Source organism: Candidatus Enterococcus ikei (assembly GCF_017316105.1).
In the GTDB taxonomy this organism is placed as follows: domain Bacteria; phylum Bacillota; class Bacilli; order Lactobacillales; family Enterococcaceae; genus Enterococcus_L; species Enterococcus_L ikei.
On sequence record NZ_JAFLWD010000014.1, the window covers coordinates 1 to 21,463 of the forward strand.

The 21,463-nt window shown below is 36.4% G+C and carries 17 protein-coding genes; 14 read left to right on the forward strand and 3 right to left on the reverse strand.

Annotated elements, in window-relative coordinates; genetic code table 11:
* The 13 genes from JZO69_RS06600 to glmS all read left to right on the forward strand — a co-directional run.
* A partial coding sequence (locus JZO69_RS06600; protein ID WP_207112104.1) for a GBS Bsp-like repeat-containing protein occupies nt 1-281 on the forward strand: 281 nt, incomplete at its 5' end.
* A gap of 336 nt (nt 282-617) precedes the next feature.
* Nucleotides 618-1,358 (forward strand): glycerophosphodiester phosphodiesterase family protein, encoded by a 741-nt coding sequence (locus JZO69_RS06605; protein ID WP_207112105.1) that lies wholly within the window; start codon nt 618-620, stop codon nt 1,356-1,358.
* A gap of 8 nt (nt 1,359-1,366) precedes the next feature.
* Nucleotides 1,367-2,287, forward strand: a complete 921-nt coding sequence (gene miaA, locus JZO69_RS06610) for a tRNA (adenosine(37)-N6)-dimethylallyltransferase MiaA (RefSeq protein ID WP_347401574.1) — start codon at nt 1,367-1,369, stop codon at nt 2,285-2,287.
* Nucleotides 2,288-2,290: 3 nt separating this feature from the next.
* Complete coding sequence (hflX, locus tag JZO69_RS06615; RefSeq protein WP_207112107.1) at nt 2,291-3,541, forward strand: GTPase HflX; 1,251 nt, start codon at nt 2,291-2,293, stop codon at nt 3,539-3,541.
* A gap of 364 nt (nt 3,542-3,905) precedes the next feature.
* Nucleotides 3,906-4,289, forward strand: coding sequence for a MerR family transcriptional regulator (locus tag JZO69_RS06620; protein WP_010764139.1), 384 nt, complete (start codon nt 3,906-3,908; stop codon nt 4,287-4,289).
* A 42-nt stretch (nt 4,290-4,331) separates the two neighbouring features.
* Entirely contained in the window at nt 4,332-5,672 is a 1,341-nt protein-coding gene (gene glnA, locus JZO69_RS06625; RefSeq protein WP_207112108.1) for a type I glutamate--ammonia ligase, read from the forward strand.
* 212 nt (nt 5,673-5,884) lie between these two features.
* Nucleotides 5,885-6,193, forward strand: a complete 309-nt coding sequence (locus tag JZO69_RS06630) for an antibiotic biosynthesis monooxygenase family protein (RefSeq protein ID WP_207112109.1) — start codon at nt 5,885-5,887, stop codon at nt 6,191-6,193.
* Nucleotides 6,194-6,418: 225 nt separating this feature from the next.
* Nucleotides 6,419-7,435 carry a DUF3114 domain-containing protein gene (locus tag JZO69_RS06635; protein ID WP_207112110.1) on the forward strand — a complete coding sequence of 339 codons (1,017 nt, stop codon included), beginning with the start codon at nt 6,419-6,421 and terminating at the stop codon, nt 7,433-7,435.
* A 212-nt stretch (nt 7,436-7,647) separates the two neighbouring features.
* Nucleotides 7,648-11,325 carry a pyruvate:ferredoxin (flavodoxin) oxidoreductase gene (gene nifJ / locus JZO69_RS06640; RefSeq protein ID WP_207112111.1) on the forward strand — a complete coding sequence of 1,226 codons (3,678 nt, stop codon included), beginning with the start codon at nt 7,648-7,650 and terminating at the stop codon, nt 11,323-11,325.
* A 196-nt stretch (nt 11,326-11,521) separates the two neighbouring features.
* Nucleotides 11,522-12,409: a diadenylate cyclase CdaA gene (cdaA, locus tag JZO69_RS06645; protein ID WP_207112112.1), complete on the forward strand. Its 888-nt coding sequence runs from the start codon at nt 11,522-11,524 to the stop codon at nt 12,407-12,409.
* Nucleotides 12,406-13,554, forward strand: a complete 1,149-nt coding sequence (locus tag JZO69_RS06650; RefSeq protein ID WP_207112113.1) for a CdaR family protein — start codon at nt 12,406-12,408, stop codon at nt 13,552-13,554. Before cdaA ends, JZO69_RS06650 begins: the two co-directional genes overlap by 4 nt.
* An 89-nt stretch (nt 13,555-13,643) precedes the next feature.
* Entirely contained in the window at nt 13,644-14,999 is a 1,356-nt protein-coding gene (gene glmM, locus JZO69_RS06655) for a phosphoglucosamine mutase (protein ID WP_207112114.1), read from the forward strand.
* Nucleotides 15,000-15,548: 549 nt separating this feature from the next.
* A complete protein-coding gene (gene glmS / locus JZO69_RS06660) occupies nt 15,549-17,360 on the forward strand; it encodes a glutamine--fructose-6-phosphate transaminase (isomerizing) (protein ID WP_207112115.1) in 1,812 nt (603 codons plus the stop codon).
* Between the two features lie 65 nt (nt 17,361-17,425).
* Here the strand turns inward: glmS and JZO69_RS06665 are convergent, their stop codons facing one another.
* The gene (locus JZO69_RS06665) at nt 17,426-18,925 is read right to left on the reverse strand and encodes a sensor histidine kinase (RefSeq protein WP_207112116.1); all 1,500 of its coding nucleotides are present in this window, start codon (nt 18,923-18,925) and stop codon (nt 17,426-17,428) included.
* A complete protein-coding gene (locus tag JZO69_RS06670; protein ID WP_207112117.1) occupies nt 18,915-19,613 on the reverse strand; it encodes a response regulator transcription factor in 699 nt (232 codons plus the stop codon). Before JZO69_RS06670 ends, JZO69_RS06665 begins: the two co-directional genes overlap by 11 nt.
* A gap of 121 nt (nt 19,614-19,734) precedes the next feature.
* On the opposite strand from JZO69_RS06670, the gene JZO69_RS06675 reads away from it, so the two are divergent.
* On the forward strand, nt 19,735-20,010 hold the full coding sequence (locus JZO69_RS06675; RefSeq protein WP_207112118.1) for a hypothetical protein: 276 nt from the start codon (nt 19,735-19,737) through the stop codon (nt 20,008-20,010).
* Between the two features lie 201 nt (nt 20,011-20,211).
* Here JZO69_RS06675 and JZO69_RS06680 read toward each other — a convergent pair whose 3' ends face one another.
* Nucleotides 20,212-21,117, reverse strand: a complete 906-nt coding sequence (locus JZO69_RS06680; RefSeq protein ID WP_207112119.1) for a C40 family peptidase — start codon at nt 21,115-21,117, stop codon at nt 20,212-20,214.
* Between the last annotated feature and the right edge of the window lie 346 nt (nt 21,118-21,463).

Below are 21,463 nucleotides of genomic sequence, written 5' to 3' on the forward strand. Positions count from 1 at the left end.
CAGAAGTAGGGAAATATAATGCCAACAAAGGTACGTTTGATGTAACAGTAACAGGAATAAGCCAATCAGGAATAACTCGAGTATCTGTTCCCGTATGGAGTAAAGGTGATCAATCAGATATAAAATGGTATGACGCAGTCAAACAATCAGATGGAACCTATAAAGCAACAGTAGATATAAAAAACCATAATCATAATACAGGAACGTATAAAATTCATGTCTATATGTATTCGAATAATGGACTTACAACCAGTATTGCAGCTAGTTCAGTGGCAATCTGAAATATCTACTAAAGAAGATGTTAACAAAATTTCCTTGTCAATTTGTGATGAGGAAAGTAATCGAAAGAATTAGATCAGTATCTACCAGGGTCTGAGATATAACTGGAAAAGTTATATCTCAGACCTTTTTGGTCTCGATAAACGGTGGTAAACAAGCAACTAAAAGTAGTAACATAATAAGGTACGAGTTGATATTGCATGACGGGCACTTGTTTTTTCGGGGCAAAAGGCTTTTATCCAAACCTTGTTCTATCTATGTGTAAAAGTATAGAACTTAATAAATGTTTGATACTAGTTGTTATGAATGATACAATAATTCCGATTGGAGGGAGAACTGTGACAAGAATAATCGCTCACCGCGGCAGCAAAGGCACCCATCCAGAAAATACCTTAGCTGCATTTAAAGAAGCCGTTCGTGTAGGTTCTGACGGAATCGAGTTGGATGTTCAATTATCCAATGATGATCAACTGATTGTAATTCATGATGAAACTGTCGAGCGTACTACAAATGGTCATGGAGACGTTGGCAGTCTAAGTTTAGCAGAGCTAAAACAATTAGATGCCGGCAGCTGGTTTGAAAAAAATCCAATGGTTCAAGAAATTCCTACTCTAGAAGAAGTTGTACTGCTGTTGAAAAAAGAAAATTTCCATGGTCTATTGAACATTGAAATCAAAACAGATAAGATACATTATGAAGGTATTGAAGAATTGATTGTTCAACTTATGCAATCTCAAAGTTGGCCATTTGATTATATGTATTCAAGTTTTTATTTTCCAAGTTTAGAAAAAATTTGGGAGATAGAAAAAAATCAAAAGATCGCTTCAGTATTTAATTTATCAGAAAAAGCTGAACAAAAAGCGCTTCACTCAACATTCATTGAAGGCATTCATCCCAACATTAATTGGGTACTTGAGCATTTAGCCGATTTGGCGGATTTTCCAAAATCGATTCAGCCTTGGACTGTAAATGATGAGGAACAGATGAAGCTTTGTTTTATTCATCAATTGACTGGGATTCATACTGATTTTCCAGAGATTGCATTGCAAATACGTGATTTGATACAAAATAAAGGATGAATAATAGAGTGAAAAAAGTATTAGTAATAGTAGGACCGACAGCAGTTGGGAAAACTGCTTTAAGCATTGAACTAGCAAAAGAGTTAAATGGAGAAATAATTAGTGGAGATTCGATGCAGGTCTATAAACATTTAGATATAGGCACAGCAAAAGTGACCGAAGAAGAGCGAGCTGGTATTGTGCATCATTTGATAGATTGCCGTGAATTATCTGAGACATATTCTGTGGCAGATTTTCAAAAAGAAGGACGACAGGCAATTGATTCAATTACAGCAAAAGGAAAGGTGCCGATCGTTGTAGGTGGAACTGGACTTTATGTTCAAGCATTGCTTTATGATTTTGAATTGGGTTCTCAAGATGAATCAACAGAGATTCGTGAAAAATATGAACAGTTTGCAGAAATGCATGGCAATCAACGCTTGTGGGAATTGTTGCAAGAAAAAGATGCACAAGCAGCTGAAAGTATTCATTTCAATAATCGTAAAAAGGTTGTTCGAGCACTAGAAGTTTTTGATAAAACAGGCTTCAGTATTTTAACACCAAAAGAAAAACCTAAGCAATTGTATGATTATTTTCTTGTTGGTTTAGAAACAGATCGTAAGTTATTGTATGATCGTATTAATAATCGTGTAGATATGATGGTTAATCAAGGGCTGTTAAAAGAAGCTGAATTACTGTATGAACAACAAACACAGCAATCAATTCAAGGAATCGGTTATAAAGAGTTTTTCCCCTATTTTGCTGGCAAAGAAACGTTAGATGAAGCAACTGAACAAGTAAAGCAAAATTCAAGAAGATATGCCAAAAGACAATTGACGTGGTTTAGAAATCGCATGAACGCCAGCTGGTGGGATTTAGTCCAATTTCCTGAAACAATTTCGGAATTAGAAAAAAAAATCGAAGACTGGCTGGTTTCTTCGGAAGGATAAAAAATGAATAAGATAGCAGAAAAAGTTATTTTAGTAGGCGTGGAAACAGAAGAAAATTATACTAGATTCGAAGGTTCTATGAAAGAATTGAAAAATCTGACTAAAACAGCGCAAGGTGAAGTCGTATTTTCTTTAACACAAAAACGACCTCGGGTAGACCGTCAAACCGTGATCGGTAAAGGGAAAGTTGAGGAGCTAGTTCAGTTAGTCGATGCATATGAAGCGGATATCGTTATCTTTAATCATGAATTAACACCGAGACAAAATCAGCTGATTGTTGAGGCCGTGGGTGTCAAAGTCATTGATCGAGTCCAGTTGATTTTAGATATTTTCGCGATGCGGGCACGTTCAAAAGAAGGTAAATTACAAGTTGAACTGGCACAATTGAATTATCTGTTGCCTCGATTGATTGGACAAGGTAAACAGTTATCACGTTTAGGTGGGGGAATCGGTACAAGAGGTCCTGGTGAAACTAAGCTTGAATCTGACCGCCGACATATTCGAAACAAAATAACAGCCATTAAAAGAGAGTTAAAAGAGGTAACAGCTCATCGTGAACGAAGTAGACAAAAGCGCCGAGCATCTGACATTTTTCAAATCGGTTTGATTGGCTACACGAACGCGGGTAAATCAACAATTTTAAATTTACTGACAACCGCTGGAACCTACTCAGAAGATCAATTGTTCGCGACTTTAGATCCTTTAACAAAAAAATGGCAACTTCCACAGGGAATGATCGTAACAATGACAGATACAGTAGGGTTTATTCAAGATTTGCCGACACAGTTGATTGAGGCTTTTCAATCAACGTTAGAAGAAAGCCGCAGGATGGACTTATTATTACATGTGGTCGATGCAAGTGCGGAAGATCGTTTACAGCATGAAGAAACAGTTGTCAACTTATTGAATGATCTTGATTTAGAGCAGATCCCGGTTTTAACAGTCTACAATAAAAGTGATCAAATCAATGAAAACGAGTTTACTCCGACCCTATTTCCTAACGTAATGGTTTCAGCTAAAAGTACACAAGGAAAAGAACAACTTACGAAAGCCGTTAGAGAAAAGATGATGGAGTTATTAGTTCCTTATGAGCTTGATATTCCATCGGACCAAGGACAACAACTAAGCGAATTAACGCGTCATACATTACTTTTATCGGAAAGTTTTGAGGAAGATGAAAATGTCTATCATGTTAAAGGCTTTGCTAAAGATGGCTCGAGATGGGCAAATTCTTCAGAGCAGTTAGGTAAGTAGACGTTATAAAATAGTTTAATTTAGTTTTTAAAGAGCGAGACAAAAGTATTTTTACTTTTGCTTCGCTCTTCTATTTTCATTTAAATAATAGATGTTAGATGATTTCACGAAAAATGATAGGAATAGTTACTTTTTTGATTAAAAAATCGAAAAAATATTTTTTATGTCAGAAAACCTAACATAAATCGTTGACAATAGAAAAAAGTATTGATATTCTATATTTAACATATCTAGCTATGCAGGACAGAGCTTCAGAAAAAGATAAAATATACCTGTGGCAAAAAAATACACAAACCTATTTTCCTATTTTTCTATCAGAGCTAAACAGCCTGCTGCGCTTTTTAAATAAGAGAGGGGGGTGGATATGAGAGAAAAGGAACTGAGACGATCGATGTCAGTTTTTCCAATTGGTACAGTTATGAAACTGACTGATTTATCAGCACGTCAAATCCGTTATTATGAAGAGCAAGATTTGATTCATCCAGAAAGAAGCGAAGGAAATCGGCGTATGTATTCACTGAACGATATCGATGTATTACTGGAAATTAAAGATTATTTATCTGATGGTCTAAATATGGCTGGAATCAAACGTGTCTATGAAATGAAGCTGGAAGAACAAATGCATGCCCAAGAATCAAATAAACCGCTGACCGATGAAGATGTTCGGAAGATTTTATATGATGAACTTATTTCTCAAGGTGGACTTACTCAACAAAATCCATTCCAATCCAGAGGACCAAAATTGTAACGGTTTAGCTTTACACAAAAAATGAAGGACGTGAAGGATACAATGACGAAAAGACAAAACACAGTAGAAGATATCAAACGAATAGCCGATGAAGAAAATGTTCGATTTTTACGATTAATGTTTACAGACATTATGGGAACAATCAAAAATGTGGAAGTTCCAGTGAGCCAATTAGACAAAGTGTTAAGCAATAAAATGATGTTTGATGGGTCTTCTATTGAAGGTTTTGTGAGAATTGAAGAAAGTGATATGTATTTATATCCAGACGTATCGACGTGGATGATTTTTCCATGGGAGAGCACACACGGGAAAGTTGCTCGTTTGATTTGTGATATTTATAATCCTGATGGAACGCCATTTGCAGGGGATCCTCGTGGTAATTTAAAACGAGCTCTGGCAGATATGGAAGCATTAGGTTTTACTTCATTCAATCTTGGGCCTGAGCCAGAATTTTTCTTATTCAAATTAGATGAAGATGGTAAAATCACAACGGATTTAAACGATCGAGGTGGATATTTCGATTTTGCCCCAACCGATCTTGGTGAAAATTGTCGTAGAGATATAGTTCTTGAATTAGAAAGTCTTGGATTTGAAGTTGAAGCATCACATCATGAAGTTGCCCCAGGTCAACATGAGATCGACTTTAAATATGCTGATGTTATCGAAGCTTGTGACAACATCCAAACCTTTAAATTAGTCGTTAAAACAATTGCTAGAAAACATGGCTTGCACGCAACATTTATGCCAAAACCATTATATGGTATCAATGGCTCAGGAATGCACTGCAATATGTCATTATTTAAAGATGATGAAAATGTTTTCTACGATGAAAATGGACCGATGCAATTAAGTCAAACAGCTTATCATTTTCTTGGTGGGTTATTGAAACACGCTCGTGCTTATACAGCGGTTTGTAACCCAACTGTTAATTCATATAAACGTTTAGTACCTGGATATGAAGCCCCAGTATATGTTGCTTGGAGTGGTCGCAATCGTTCTCCATTAGTTCGTGTTCCTGAATCGCGTGGATTGTCTACTCGTTTAGAATTACGCTCGGTTGACCCGTCGGCAAATCCATACTTAACAATGGCAACTCTTTTACAAGCTGGATTAGATGGAATTAAAAATGAAATTGATCCACCACAAGCGGTTGATCGCAATATTTATGTGATGAATGAAGAAGAACGAAAAGAAGCACAAATTCATGATTTACCTTCAACATTGCATAATGCTATCAAAGAATTACGTAAAGATGATGTAATGATCAATGCTCTAGGTGAGCACATTTATGTGAACTTTGTTGAAGCGAAACGCATGGAATGGGCTGCTTTCCGTCAAACTGTTTCTGAATGGGAAAGAGAACAATATCTAGAATTATATTAAGAAGTGTGAGGATGGGACTGAAGTGTTTAACTCCGAAAAATAAGAAGGAGTTGCTTCTGATTCCACTGTTTATCAAGCTTTCACGTGACTGAGATGTGACTCAAAGAGTTAGGTCTCAGTCACTTTTTTTAAATTGTTCAGTTAATAAAGAAGTATGCTATAATTCTAAGTGAGAATCATTATCAATTGAACTTAGAAAAGGAGAGGGACTCATGATTGTTCAAACTGTTGCATTTATTATAAAAAAAGAAGGCAGAGAAATTTTTGAAGCTAAAACCAGTAAAGATGTAGCTTCAATGGTAGGATTTTCTGGTTGTTTATCAAGTGAATGCTGGTTTTCAGAAGATAAAGATACCTGTGAATTTATGTTGGTTTCAAAATGGCAAAGTAAAAAAGATTTTCAAAACTGGCTGAAACGCCCAGAGCATTTACAAGAGCATCGAGAGGCACATAAAAATAAAGAAGCTAAACCTTCTGTTGTCTTAGAAAAAATCAGAAAAAGCTATGAAGTTTCTGCTTAAAATATATAAATTAGGAGAGGATGGGACAGAAGTGTTTAACCAGGAGAAATAAGAGGTTACTTCTGTTTTCACCGTTTATTCGTAGTTCGTGTGTGAAACAAAAGTGCTTTTTACTTTTGTCCCACACACTTCTTTCTTTTTCTACTTCGAGTTTATTCAAATAAGTGTAAATTTAATAAAAAAGCAGGTATAGTAGAAGTCAAACGAACACAAAGGAGAAAAGAGATGCAAGAATTAAATTTTTCTTCAACTATCCTTGAAAAAGTAGAAAAACTTCAGCAACATGGCTGGGACGAAGCTGCTCTGATTACTTACATAAATAATTTAAATAACAATACACTGATGGATCATTCATCGATATTTTTAGTGGGTTCTAAGATCTATACTGAAATGTTTGAAAAAAGTCAGCTTTCAGATATAGCGAAAGTGATACTGGTTATTGATCATTTAGGCGGATATCTGGATGATTCAGGTGATTTACAATTTGCGTCAACAGAGTATAAATTCTGCAACAAAATGCCGCCTGGCGCTCCTTTTTTTAATAGTTATTCAAAGTCTGTACAACGAGCCTTTCCGAATGGATTGGTTATAGCGCAAGCAGACAAAAAATTAACGAAAACAGCACTCAAGAAAAAATACGCAACTGAAACAAAAATCCATCAATTTAGAAATCGATTAGATAAATGTAATATCGAATATGTAGAAAAATATAAAGAAAGATACGACTTGAAAAACGATGAAGCAGCAATAAAAATGATTCTTGGCAAAGATTGGTTTTACGCCGACCCTCAATATCATAATCGCGCTCATCTTGGTGTGGATGTATCAGCTGATGATCTGAATAAAGGTGTCAGGACTCTTACGAATAAAGGGTTAATAAAGAAAATCAGAAAGCGTGGCTTCTATCGGAAAATTTTATCTGGAGATTATCACAGCGAATTTATTATAGATGAACAAGGTCGGCTTCTAAGTCAGTGGAAAGAACAAACACAAGCTAGTGATTATTTTGAAAGTGCCATCGCCAATGGTGAATCTTTTAACTATGGAGAACGACCAAGAGATGATCCCTATCATACTCACGATAAATTAGATGGAAAGCCGCCGAGATATTTTGATACAGACAAGCGAAATGAGATCAAACGAAATTGGATTTCTCCCAAAGATAACTGGGTTTATCAGCTAATTAGAAGACTGGCGGAAAAAGGTCTGAGGTATAAAAAAAGAAAGCTCAATAAATCATGATTTATGAAGATACTAAGTTGGGATATTATTCTTCTCAGCTTTTTTATTTTTTTCACAAAATTCTTGTTTATTCTAAGGAGAAAAACGTAGATAATCAATAAGTTTGTGAAATGTTTTCACAAACTGTTTCAAAATTGACTGGCTTCCGTTATAATAGAGAAGAATATGCGTGCAACTATTCTACTTTTAGATAGAAGGATGATGACTATATAATGCGAAAAATGAAGACGATGGATGGAAATACAGCAGCCGCATACATTTCATATGCGTTTACTGAATTAGCCGCTATTTATCCAATTACACCAAGCTCAACGATGGCTGAACTTGTTGATCAGTGGTCAGCAGAAGGCAAGCAAAATATCTTTGGACAACCTGTTAAAATCGTTGAAATGCAATCAGAAGCAGGGGCAGCCGGTGTGGTTCATGGCTCTTTGAAAACTGGTGCATTAACGACTACATATACCGCTTCACAAGGATTATTATTGATGATTCCAAACATGTATAAGATTGCCGGAGAATTACTTCCGTCAGTCTTCCATGTCGCTAGCCGTGCCGTGACAACCAATGCGTTGAATATTTTCGGCGACCATGGAGATGTGATGGCTGCTCGTCAAACGGGCTTTGCTATGTTATGCGAAAGCAGTGTGCAGGAAGTCATGGATTTATCAGCGGTCGCTCATTTAGCTTCACTTGAATCAAGTGTTCCATTTATCAACTTCTTTGATGGATTTCGGACAAGTCACGAGATTCAAAAAATCGAAGTATTGGACTATGATGAATTAGCGCCATTAATGGATCAAGAAAAATTAGCTATTTTCCGCAACAGAAGTATGAATCCAAACCATCCTTCCGTTAGTGGAACAAACCAAAATCCAGATATCCATTTCCAACAACGTGAAACGATCAATAGTTATTATGAACAAATTCCAGCTGTTGTGAAAAAATACATGGATGAAATCAATGTACTTAGAGGAACAAATTATGATTTAGTTACTTATTATGGAGCAGAAGATGCTGAAGAAGTGATTGTTTCGATGGGGTCAGCAGCACAGGCTATTGAACAAACAATCGATTATTTAACGAAAAAAGGCAGAAAAGTAGGTTTCTTAAATATTCATTTGTATCGTCCTTTCCCAATTGAAAACTTTTTAGAAAAAATGCCTAAGACGGTCAAAGCAATCGGTGTGATGGATCGTACAAAAGAACCAGGAGCAGGCGGCGAGCCTTTACTTTTAGACGTTCAAAGTGCGATGTATGAATCAGATTTGCGTCCAATGATCATTGGCGGACGTTATGGATTAGGCTCAAAAGATGTTTTACCAAATCAAATCGTTGCGATCTATGATGAGTTATTAAAAGATAAAAAGGCAGCAAAATCACGTTTTACGATCGGAATTGTGGACGATGTGACGTACACTTCACTGGATTGCGGAGAATCGTTAGATCTAACTAACCAAAAAACGTATCAAGCAAAATTCTGGGGCTTTGGTTCAGACGGGACAGTTGGTGCAAATAAATCAGCAATCAAAATTATTGGAGATCACACGGATAAATATGCTCAAGGATTCTTTTATTACGATTCTAAAAAATCTGGTGGTTTAACCGTTTCTCACCTACGCTTTGGGGACACACCAATTCGTTCGACTTATTTGATCGAACATGCGGATTTTGTTGCTTGTCATACGGCGGCTTATTTGAATACGTATGATTTAGTTAAAGGGTTGAAAAAAGGCGGGACATTTTTACTAAATACAGTTTGGAATGACGAGCAATTAGAACGTTTTTTACCCAAAAAATTAAAACGATATTTAGCTGAAAATGATATTCAATTTTACACGATCAATGCCGTTAAACTAGCCAGTGAAGTTGGTTTAGGTGGACGAATCAATACAGCGATGGAAACAGCATTCTTCAAATTAGCAGATATCATGCCGTTTGATGAAGTGTTGCCGATTTTAAAAGATGAAGCATTCAAAAGCTACGCTAGAAAATCAATGTCGGTTGTTGAAAAAAATGTTCAAGCAATTGAACGTACAGTTGAACTTTTACACAAAGTCGAGGTTCCAGAATCATGGAAAACAGTTGAGATAAAACCGAAAGCGCGCAAAGCAAATGTGACAGATTATGTTCATGAAATTGTTGAACCAATCAATCGTCAAGAAGGAAATGATCTTGCGGTTAGTGCGTTTATCAAAAATGACATGACAGATGGTCGGATGCCGCTTGGGACAACTGCTGTGGAAAAACGTGGAATCGCTGTAGAGGTTCCGGAATGGAATAGCGATCGTTGTACGATGTGTAATGAATGTGCGTTTGTTTGTCCTCACGCAGCGATTCGTCCGTTCTTAGCAGATGACGAAGAAATGGAAGAAGCACCAGCTGGGTATATCGTAAGAGAAATGCGTGGAGCAGATGGTCTTAAGTACCGAATCCAAGTTTCCGTAGAAGATTGTACAGGTTGTGGTCTGTGTGTTGATGCATGTCCTGCTAAAGGCAAAGCACTAGTTATGAAACCTTATGAAGAACAAAAAGAACAAGCAATGAACTGGGCATTCTCAATGACGTTGAAACAAAAAGAAAATCCAGCAAAACCTAATACCGTATTAGGTACACAATTCAACAAACCATTACTAGAATTTTCAGGCGCCTGCTCTGGTTGTGGAGAAACGCCTTATGTGAAATTATTGACGCAAATGTTCGGTGATCGGATGATGATTGCAAACGCAACAGGCTGTTCTTCAATCTGGGGTGGTGCGGCTCCTGTTTCACCTTATACGACAAATGATGAGGGGCAAGGACCAGCTTGGTCTAATTCCTTACTAGAAGATAATGCGGAATATGGTTATGGCATGTTATTAGCCAGCCAAACTCGCCGTGAACATTTAGCTATGAAGATGAGTGAAGCTATGGACGTTGCTTCTCCTGAATTAAAATTATTAATGGAAGACTGGATCAATCATATGCACAGTGGTGAAGGCACACAACAACGTGCGGCAAAACTTAAAGCGGCGTTGCTTGATGAAAAGGCTGGACAACCATTATTAGAAGCGATTTATGCAGACAATGATTTGTTTGTGAAAAATAGCCAATGGATGATCGGTGGAGACGGTTGGGCCTATGATATTGGTTACGGCGGAATCGATCATGTACTTGCTAGTGGTGCAGATGTCAATATGTTAGTTTTAGACAATGAAGTTTATTCTAATACTGGTGGACAAACATCCAAAGCAACACCAGCCTCTGCGATTGCTAAATTTTCTGCGAGCGGGAAATACGTTTCTAAAAAAGATTTAGGTATGATGGCAATGACCTATGGCAATGTTTATGTGGCTCAAATCGCTTCTGGAGCGAATCAAATGCAGACGATCAAAGCCATTGAAGAAGCTGAACGTTTCCCGGGGCCTTCAATCATTATTGCTTATACGCCATGTATTACCCACGGATTAGCTGGCGGTATGAGCAAAACTTTGGAAGAAGCAAAAGAAGCAGTTCATTCTGGCTACTGGTCATTGTATCGTTACAACCCTGAGCTAAGAGAAGCAGGGAAAAATCCAATGACATTAGACTATAAAAAACCGAATTTTGAAGAGATGCAAAGCTTTATGCGCAAACAAGTTCGTTTTTCTTCATTGGAATCGACACAGCCAGAATTTGCTGGGAAACTTTTTGAAAAAACTGTTGATGATGCGAAAAATCGTTTCTACAATTATGCACGGATGGCTGGTCAAGAAGAGAAAATTCGGGCTAAATTAGAAAAAACGACTGACGAAACAGTGGCTGAAAAAGCTCCTCGCGTAAAAAAAGAGCGAGTTGTAGATCCAGAAGCTGAAGCAAGAAGAGCAGCTAGACGAGCAGAACGAGCTGCCAAACGCGAGAAGTCAGAAGAGTAAATTTACAAGAGAAAATGGCTTTTTTCTCACCGCATATTTGAATTTTAAGTGACTGGGTCATAGCTCACAGAGTTATTACTCAGTCACTTTCTGTATCATTTCCTAATTTTTTCTATCTTTCATCCTCAGTTCTGTAATCGAATAAAATATTATGGTATACTTATTAAGAAATCTTCAGAGAGAAGTGAGGTTTATGATGTCTTTTCAACTTAGTCAATTATTTGATTTGAATTATTGGCGGCAATTGATCTCATCAGATTTCTTGTCGCGTGATTATATTATTAATATTATAGATATTCTGGTAGTATGGTATCTTGTCTACAAATTGATCATGCTTGTCAGAGGAACCAAAGCCGTCCAGTTACTAAAAGGGGTCGCTGTTTTTATTGTGATCCGAATACTGAGTGAGATTATTGGTCTACATACATTGTCTTGGCTAATGAATCAAGTGATCATGTATGGTGTGATAGCAGCGGTTGTAATTTTTCAGCCAGAAGTCCGGCGTGGCTTAGAACATCTTGGTAGGAGCTCGTTTTTCCGTACAAGTAAGACTGAGCAACAAGAAGATGAAAAAATGATTCTTGCTTTCGATAAAGCCATTCAGTATATGTCTAAACGAAAAATTGGTGCGCTGATTACAGTGGAACGAAATACTGGATTAGATGAATATATTGAGACAGGGATCGATCTAGATGCCGATATTTCAGGAGAACTACTGATCAATATTTTTATACCAAATACGCCATTACATGATGGGGCCGTAATTGTTAAGCAAGGGAAAATAGCTGTAGCCAGTGCGTATCTTCCTTTGTCAGAAAGTAATTTGATTCCAAAAGAATTCGGAACACGTCATCGTGCGGCTGTTGGTATTAGTGAAGTTAGTGATGCGATAACGATTATTGTGTCAGAAGAGACAGGGGATGTCAGTCTGACACTAAATAATGACTTGATTCCTAGATTGACTCAAGAAGAGTATCTAAAAATTCTTAGAGCAGAATTAGTTCCAAAAGAAGAAAGTAAAGACAAAAAGAATCTTTTGCAACACTTTATTGAAGGTGTATCGAAAGGGGCGAAAAAGAAATGAAAAAGCCCTCTCAGAGCAATTGGTTGTCCGTATTACTAGCATTACTTTTTGCCCTATTACTATTTTTTAATGCCAATTCATCCGGGAATATATCTAATATGTCTGGTAACAATCAAGTCTATGACGAAATGCTTTATAACATTCCTGTTCAGGTAGAATACGATCAAGATAAATTTTTTGTTTCTGGTTATGAAGAAAAAGTCAATGTTCATTTAAGTAGTGCTAATCGAATTCAATTGAATTTAGAATCAAATGAAGACACTAGAAATTTTCAAGTGGTTGCTGATTTGACTAAAACACCGCTTGGCACTTCGGAAATCCAATTGAGAGTAAAAGGGTTGAGTACGGCCGTAACAGCTGAAATCGAACCTAAAACGATAACAGTTACTGTAGAGAAAAAAGTAACCAAATCATTCGATGTAGAAGCACAACTTCCAGAATCCATCGAGACTGGCGGCTACAAAGTAGAGAAGGTTGCTGTAAGCCCTAAAAAAGTAGAGATTACAACTGGAGAAGAGACTGCTAAAGCAATCGACCGTGTGATTGCTCCGCTATCAAATGTCAAACAATCTGTTGATACCATCAAACAAACGGTCAATGTTCAAGCAATCGATAGTAAAGGACAAGTCCTAAGCATTGAAAATCCAGCACCGCAAGTAAAAGTAGTTGTTGATTTGTCTTTACCTTCAAAAGAAGTTGGACTGACGATCAGCCCAACAGGTTCACCGCCTTCTGATGTTGAGCATTATACCTTTAATCTGTCAGAGCAAAAAGTCGAAATTAGAGGAATAAAATCAGTATTAGATGCAATTGATACAATAGAATTGCCTGTTGATATAAGTAATATAAAAACATCAACAAAACAAAAAATAAAAATTCCAACAAATGCAGAGTATATTGTTTCACCTGAGGAAGTAGAAGTGACGATTAACCCCGTTTTTACGAGCACTAATACCAGTTTTTCTGAAACTAGCGGACAAAGTTCAACAACGTCGTATTCAAATCAAGTATTACCGACACCTTTGCCTTCCAGTGAAAAACCAACAAGTTCCTCCAGTACATCCAGCTCATCAAGTTCCTCCAGTAGTGACAGTACTGTTGAAGAAGCGATAGAAAATGGGAGTAGTTCAGTTTCTGCAAATTAAGTTGATTGAATGAGAGATCAGTTGTTTCTTTTGTATTTTACTCAGAAGAAACAACTGATACTCTCTTAGTAAGTAGAAGGAGAGTTATAATGGGTAAATATTTTGGAACAGACGGAGTTAGAGGAATTGCAAATAAAGAACTAACACCGGAATTAGCATTTAAATTAGGCCGATTTGGTGGATATGTATTAAGTCAGCATGAGGATTCTACACGCCGTCCAAGAGTATTAGTTGGTCGTGATACACGTATTTCAGGTCAATTATTAGAACAAGCGTTGATTTCAGGTCTTTTATCTGTTGGAATCGAAGTATTCCAATTAGGTGTTATCTCAACGCCAGGAGTGGCTTATTTAACAAGACTACAAAAAGCATCAGCTGGTGTCATGATTTCAGCATCCCACAATCCGGCTGAAGATAACGGAATCAAGTTTTTTGGTTCAGATGGTTTTAAATTAGTGGATGATCAAGAACTTGAGATCGAAGCTTTATTAGATGCAGAAGAAGATAACTTGCCACGACCTTCAGCTGAAGGTTTGGGTTCATTAGATGAATTTCCAGAAGGGCTTTTGAAATATTCTCAGTTCTTGGTTCAAACAATTCCAGGAGATTTATCTGGAATGACAGTTTGTATTGATGCAGCAAATGGTGCTACAGCAACTTCTGTCAATCGTTTGTTCGCAGATTTAGAAACAGATTTTTACACAATGGGCACAAGTCCTAACGGGTTGAATATCAATGATGGCGTAGGTTCTACTCATCCTGAAAAACTGGCTGAGATGGTCGTTGAAAAAGGCGCCGATGTAGGTCTTGCTTTTGATGGTGATGGTGATCGAATCATTGCAGTAGATGAATTAGGGAATATTGTTGATGGAGATAAGATCATGTTTATCTGCGCAAAATATTTAGCTGAAAAGAATCGCTTGAAAAAAGATACGATTGTAACGACTGTTATGAGTAATTTAGGGTTCCGTAAAGCAGTAGAAGCTGCTGGTATGAAAGACGTGATTACTCAAGTAGGTGACCGTTACGTCGTTGAAGAAATGCGTAAAAATGATTATAATTTTGGCGGAGAACAATCTGGACATATGATTTTCTTGGATTACAATACAACTGGTGATGGAATGCTTTCAGGTATTCAGTTATTGAATGTAATGAAACAAACTGGGAAAAAATTATCAGAGTTAGCTTCAGAATTAACTGTTTATCCACAAAAATTAGTGAATATTCGAGTAACTGATAAACATGGTGCGATGGATGTTCCTGCAATCAAAGAAGTTGTTGAACAAATGGAAGCAGAAATGAATGGTGATGGCCGTATTTTAGTTCGCCCTTCCGGAACAGAACCATTATTACGTGTGATGGCCGAAGCACCAACACAAGAAAAAGTTGATTACTATGTAGATAAAATCGCGGATGTTGTGAAAGCTGAGATTGGTATAAAATAAAGACTAAAATAACCTGTGTACATAATCGTGTACACAGGTTATTTTGTGCCTATTCTTTATTTAAATTCCTTATGACTGGAATGTGACTCATGGAGTTATATCTCAGTTATTTTTTTGTTTTAGCGCACAAATATACGACTAGACCAATTTATGTTTTTTATAAAAGTATTGACATTTACATTTGGTTTATTGTATTATTAATGCAGTTTCTATTTGATATGAATAAAAGGAGGGTAGTTAGACCAATAACAGGATAGCGCCAGGCCTGAGCATTCAGGTGACGAGGAAAGAGCCTATCGAAAGATTCGGCGGATAGCTCTAGGGACTGTACTCTACAAGCTGGAAAGAAAAAATAATTGCAAAATTATAACAAAAGTCCAGCTACGCAGAATAGAAACCAATGATGAAAAGTCAGGGAAATTGTAATGTTGATCATAAAAAATCAAAAGCTATTTTAACAGGAAATAGCGACTGGTTCTTTTGTATTTATCAACTTCTTTTTTCCTAATCAATGACCTAAGACAATTGAGAAAGTAGGAAATAGACAGTATGTGTGGAATCGTTGGAATTATTGGAAAAGAAAATGCAACAGATATTTTGGTACAAGGATTAGAAAAACTGGAGTATAGAGGATATGACTCTGCAGGGATTTTTGTAACAGGGAATGACAAGCAAGATTATTTGGTAAAATCTCTTGGAAGAATTGCTGATCTACAAGCACGAATTACTCCAGAAGTTCAAGGAACTGTTGGGATTGGGCATACACGTTGGGCAACGCATGGCAAACCAAGTGAACGAAATGCACATCCTCATACATCAGGTAATCATCAGTTTAATTTAGTACACAATGGTGTGATCGAAAATTTTGAAGAAATAAAACAGGAATTTCTTCAAGAAAAGCAATTAGAAGGTGAGACGGATACTGAGATTGCAGTTCATTTGATCGAGTATTTTTCAGAAGCAGGAATGTCGACAAAAGAAGCATTTAAAAAGGCGTTAACAGTAATCAAGGGTTCTTATGCATTTGCTTTGATCGATAAAAATGATCCAGAAACAATTTATGTAGCTAAGAATAAAAGTCCATTACTAATTGGTCTTGGAGATGATTTTAACGTTATTTGTAGCGATGCTATGGCAATGCTTACGCAAACTAATCATTTTGTAGAAATTGCTGATGGAGAAATGGTAACGGTCAAAGCTGATAAAATTGATATAGAAGATGAACGTGGCAATCTGGTTTATCGTGAATCTTATGAAGCACAACTAGATTTAAGCGATATCGAAAAAGGCACATATCCTTACTATATGCTAAAAGAAATCGATGATCAGCCCACAGTTATGCGTCGAATTATTCAGGAATATACGAATACAACAGGTGCAACGCTGGTAGATGAGCAAATCACTAAAAAAATTACAGCTAGTGACCGTATTTATATTATCGCTTGTGGGACAAGTTATAATGCCGGCTGGGTAGGCAAAGCGATTCTTGAGAAAATGACCAATATTCCAGTTGAAGTTCACCTTTCAAGTGAATTTGGTTATAATATGCCATTGCTATCAGAAAAACCATTTTTTATTTTCTTGAGTCAAAGCGGAGAAACAGCAGACAGTCGTCAAGTATTAGTGAAGATCAATGGACTTGGACTACCGTCACTAACGTTGACTAACGTAGCAGGTTCTACTTTATCTAGAGAAGCAGATCATACGTTACTTCTTCATGCTGGTCCAGAAATTGCCGTGGCTTCAACGAAAGCATACACGGCGCAAATCGCTGTTTTAGCAGTACTTGCAAAGGCTGTAGGAGATAGAAGAAAAAATCCAGAATCACTTGGTTTTGATATTGCTCATGAATTAAGTGTAATTTCAGCAATCATGGAAACAATCATTGATGAAAAGATGGTTATCAGTCAGTTAGTAGAAGACTATTTATCAGATACCAGAAATGCTTTTTATATTGGTAGAGGGGTAGATTACTATGTATCAATGGAAGCATCTCTAAAGTTAAAAGAGATCTCTTATATTCAAGCTGAAGGCTTTGCGGCAGGAGAATTAAAACATGGAACGATTGCATTGATTGAAGAAGGGACACCTGTTGTTGGTGTTATTACAGATCAGTTGACAGCAGCACATACTAGGGGAAATCTAAAAGAAGTTGAAAGCCGTGGGGCGCATAATCTTGTTATTTCATTGGCCTCATTGGCAAAGGAAACAGATCAGATAATTATTCCTGATGTTCACCCCTTGCTAACACCTTTAGTGGGTATTATTCCAACCCAATTGATTGCATATTTTGCGACCTTACAAAGAGGCTATGATGTCGATAAACCGCGTAATTTAGCGAAAAGTGTAACAGTGGAATAAAAGATCCAGATAATAAAAAAACAGATGAAATCATTCCGAGAACGGATGGCTTCATCTGTTTTTTACTAGTTCAAGGGAATTTTAACATAAAAGATAGTTCCTGTTTTTTTGTCACTGTCGACTGTCAAGATAAAGTGATGTCTTTCAGCTATTTCTTTTGCTATCGCAAGTCCTAGTCCGGTTCCATCTAATTGTTCTTTTGAATGAGCTTGATGGAAGCGTTGGAAGATCTCTTTTTGTTCTTTGAGAGAAATATAAGAACCAGGATTATGAATACTGACAATCATATGATCGGTTTCTGTAATGGTTTGAACAGTAATGATTGACTGATTTGGAGCAAATTTGATGGCATTTTCAATTAAAATGACAAATAGCTGACGGATTCTACCGTAATCTCCGTTGACTATGATTGGTTGTTTAACTAGATTTTCCAAAAGCAATTGTTGTTCTTTCTCTGCTGTTTTTATGCGTAAACTTCTCAAACTATCGGTTAAAATATCATTGATAGCCACAGGTTCCATTGTAATTGTGAACTCAGGATTTTCTAGTCTAGATAATTCCAGCAAGTCATTGACAAGTCGTTCTAGAACAATGGATTCAGCTAAAAGCTGCTGATGGTATTGTTTGATTTTTTCTGGCTGAACGATCAATCCGTCATTCAACGATTCAAGTGAGCCTCGAATGACTGTGACTGGTGTTCGTAATTCATGAGATATCGTAGATAAGAAATTCTTTTGCGCTTGTTCTCGATTTTCTCTCTGAAATTTTGCTTCAGCAAGTCGGTTCTTTAAAACAGTTAATTTGTCTCCTAGCTGGCCGATTTCATTATTTTCAACAATATCCAAGGATTCGTCATAGTTTTCTACAACAAGTTCTTCAGTAAAGGTACTCATTTTATTGATTGGAGCGATGAATTTTTTTGATAATAGGATTGAAAGTAACAGTCCGATGATCCAGGCAATCAAAATACTAATAAACAGCAATAAATAGCCTTGATTTTCTTCTTTATGAACACTGGATACAGCAGAATGAAGTAAGACAACCGCTAAAACATCACCCTTGTCATTTTTAATGGGTGTACCAACAGTAACGGTAGGTTCTCCAATAAAATTACTAAATGCATTACTGGTAGTTGTTTTACCAGCATAGACTTTTTTTATGACGTCTCGGGCATTTGTTGGTAATTCATTGTATTCTTTATTATGCATACCGTGACCAACTGTGATAGTATCCGCGTTTTCATCTACGATCCAAATATCATCCATCGCTAATTGATCCATGAACTTAAGAAAAGACGAATAGCCCATGTTCATTTTCATTGAGGAACTGGAGCCCATCATACCATGCATGGAGGACTGACTATCTTGGGTCGATTCTTTTTGTTCAGAAAAGTAATCAGTTAGAGAATCTGCAATAATGACTGCACGTCGGGTCATTTCTTCGGTATGAATAGTGACTGTTTGTTTAGAAAATAATAGTCCAAATGCAATACCGATCACTAGTGAAAAAAGTAAAAGTGTAAGAGAAAAATAAAGGATGAGTTTTCTAGTTAATTTATTTTTCATTTTTTCCCTCAAACTTATAACCTTGTCCCCAAACTGTAGCAATCTCCCAATTTGGATGAGCAACTTCATCTAATTTAGCACGCAATCGTTTGATATGAGTATCGACTGTTCGAGCATCGCCATAATAATCAATGCCCCATAAACTATCTAATAAATTATCTCTGGAAAACACTTTTTCCTGATGAGCTAAAAGCAGCCAAAGAAGTTCCAACTCTCTTTTTGTCAAAGCAATTTCTTGTTGTTCAATCGTTACTTTTTTTTCTTCTAAATAGACAATTAAATTATCATAATGCAACTGATCCATGGTATGTTGATTTTCTTCGGTACGCTCGATGCGTCTTAATATAGCTCTGATTCTTGCCATGACTTCACTTGGAGAAAAGGGTTTGACAATGTAGTCATCCGCACCAATATCCAGCCCCATGATGCGGTGATAATCTTCACCTTTTGCTGTAATCATGATGATCGGCACATTTGAGGTTTCTCTTATCTTTTTACAAACTTCAAATCCGTCTAAGTTTGGCAGCATGACATCCAGTAAAATCAGCTCGATGGAATGAGCAAAAAATTGATCTAAAGCGGTTTGGCCATCATACGCAATGATTGGCGAGAATCCTTCTTTAATAATATATTCTTTTAGGACTTCTGTGATTTGCAAATGATCGTCAACGATCAAAATATTTTTCATACTATTTCCCCCTATTTTCTCTCCTTATTATAGTCAATAATCTTGAGTTTAGGGAATTTTTTTTCGACACATATTTGACACAATTAACAAGTAAACTAAAGAAAAGTCAGGAGGAATGAAAATGAATAAAAAAATTTTTAGTGGAATATTGGTCCTATTATTTATAGGCATATTAGGAGTTGTTACAGTGACGGAGGCTGTAGGAAGAGAAGATAATCGATTGGAAATGAAGCAACGCTATAAAAGGCATATGAGACTTACAAATGATGAATTGGCTGAATCAACGGAGGAAGAAACAACTGAGGATCAAAAAGAATGGCAAAATTCAAGAGATTCTTCTTTTAACAGAAGGGAACATCGCAATCAGCATGGTAGAATGAATAACTCTTGTTGGTAAATAGCAAAAAAATATTCCCTCATCAAATTGATGGAGGGAACACAAATCAAATTACACACAAGAACAAAATACCACACTTTCTCATAATTCTCAACAATTTCTTGATTTTTATAAAAAAATGATAAAAACTTTATGTTTAAACCTTTTTTTGTTAAATATATTATCCTTTTTGTTATATTAGTGTTTTTTCTTGGATATAATTTATAAAATGCGTACAGCAAAATCTGGAGCATAGGAAGCAACTGTTGCAACTTGTACGACATCGCCAGGAACAGGTGCATGAATATATGAACCATCACCTGTTGAGATACCTACATGATAAGTCCCGCCGTGGCTACCCCAAAAAACTAAATCACCAGCTTGCGCCTCTGACACTGAAATAGTAGCGCCAGCTGTTTCTTGGTCAACCGTGGTTCTACCTAAAGAACGTCCAGCAGTAGCAAAAGCAACTTGAACTAGACCAGAACAATCGAAAGCATCAGGTCCAGCTGCACCATAGACATATGGCTTACCAAGATGTGTTTTTGCAGCAGCAATAATCGCTGTGCGAGTGTCTTTTTGTTGTTCTTGTACAGTTTTTTGTTGTTTTGCTTGGGCAATTTTTTCAGAAAGTTGACTCTCTTGTTTAGTAAGTTCTGTTTGTTGTTTTGTAATTGTTTCTGTTTCTAAGTTTAAATGATCAAACGCTTGTTTTAAATCCGTCAAGTGCGCTTTTTTTTCATCGATAGGACGGGCTATTTTGTTATCTTTAACGCTGATTGATGAAAATTCTATGTAAAGTGGAGCTGTCTGATTTTTATCTTTTTCAGATGATTTAGCAATCATTCCAATTGACTCGATTTCTTCTAATTGATCAATATCTATTTGAACTTTTTTTATTTCGTCTTCTAGAGTTGCTAACTGGTTCTTTTTTTTATTTTTTTGTTCTGAAAATTTCTGTTGGGTTTCTTTTAATTTTGATATTTTCTGTGAAGAATCAGAAATAATTTTTTCTGAAGTTGTTGTTTGTTCAGCCGGGGTTGCAAAGGCTTGATCACCTAGGGATAAACCAGTAGAAAGAGTGAGGAAGCTAAGTAACAATGAAGTAATGAATGTATTCTTTTTCAAAAAAACTCTCCTTAAAAGTTAAAAATTTTGTTTAAAAGTAATCTGGTATTTTCTAAGACCAACTAGTATTTAAACACAACTAGCTTAATTAGTCTGTAAAAGGGAGGTTAAATGTTTGTTTCCTGGTTTACAAAAAACGATCATTTATTTCAAAAAGATCATCAACTGTAATGTAAACGTTATTAGATTTCAATAACTATAGTTATCCAAGTTAATTGACATCTAATAGTCATTAAAGAAGTGTAGACTAAGGTAAACTGGTTTTGTACTAATTGCTTAACTCACTATCTTTTTTCATGATTTTGCTTTAAAATAGTTCTTAAAGTCAAAAAACGTAATCATGTGA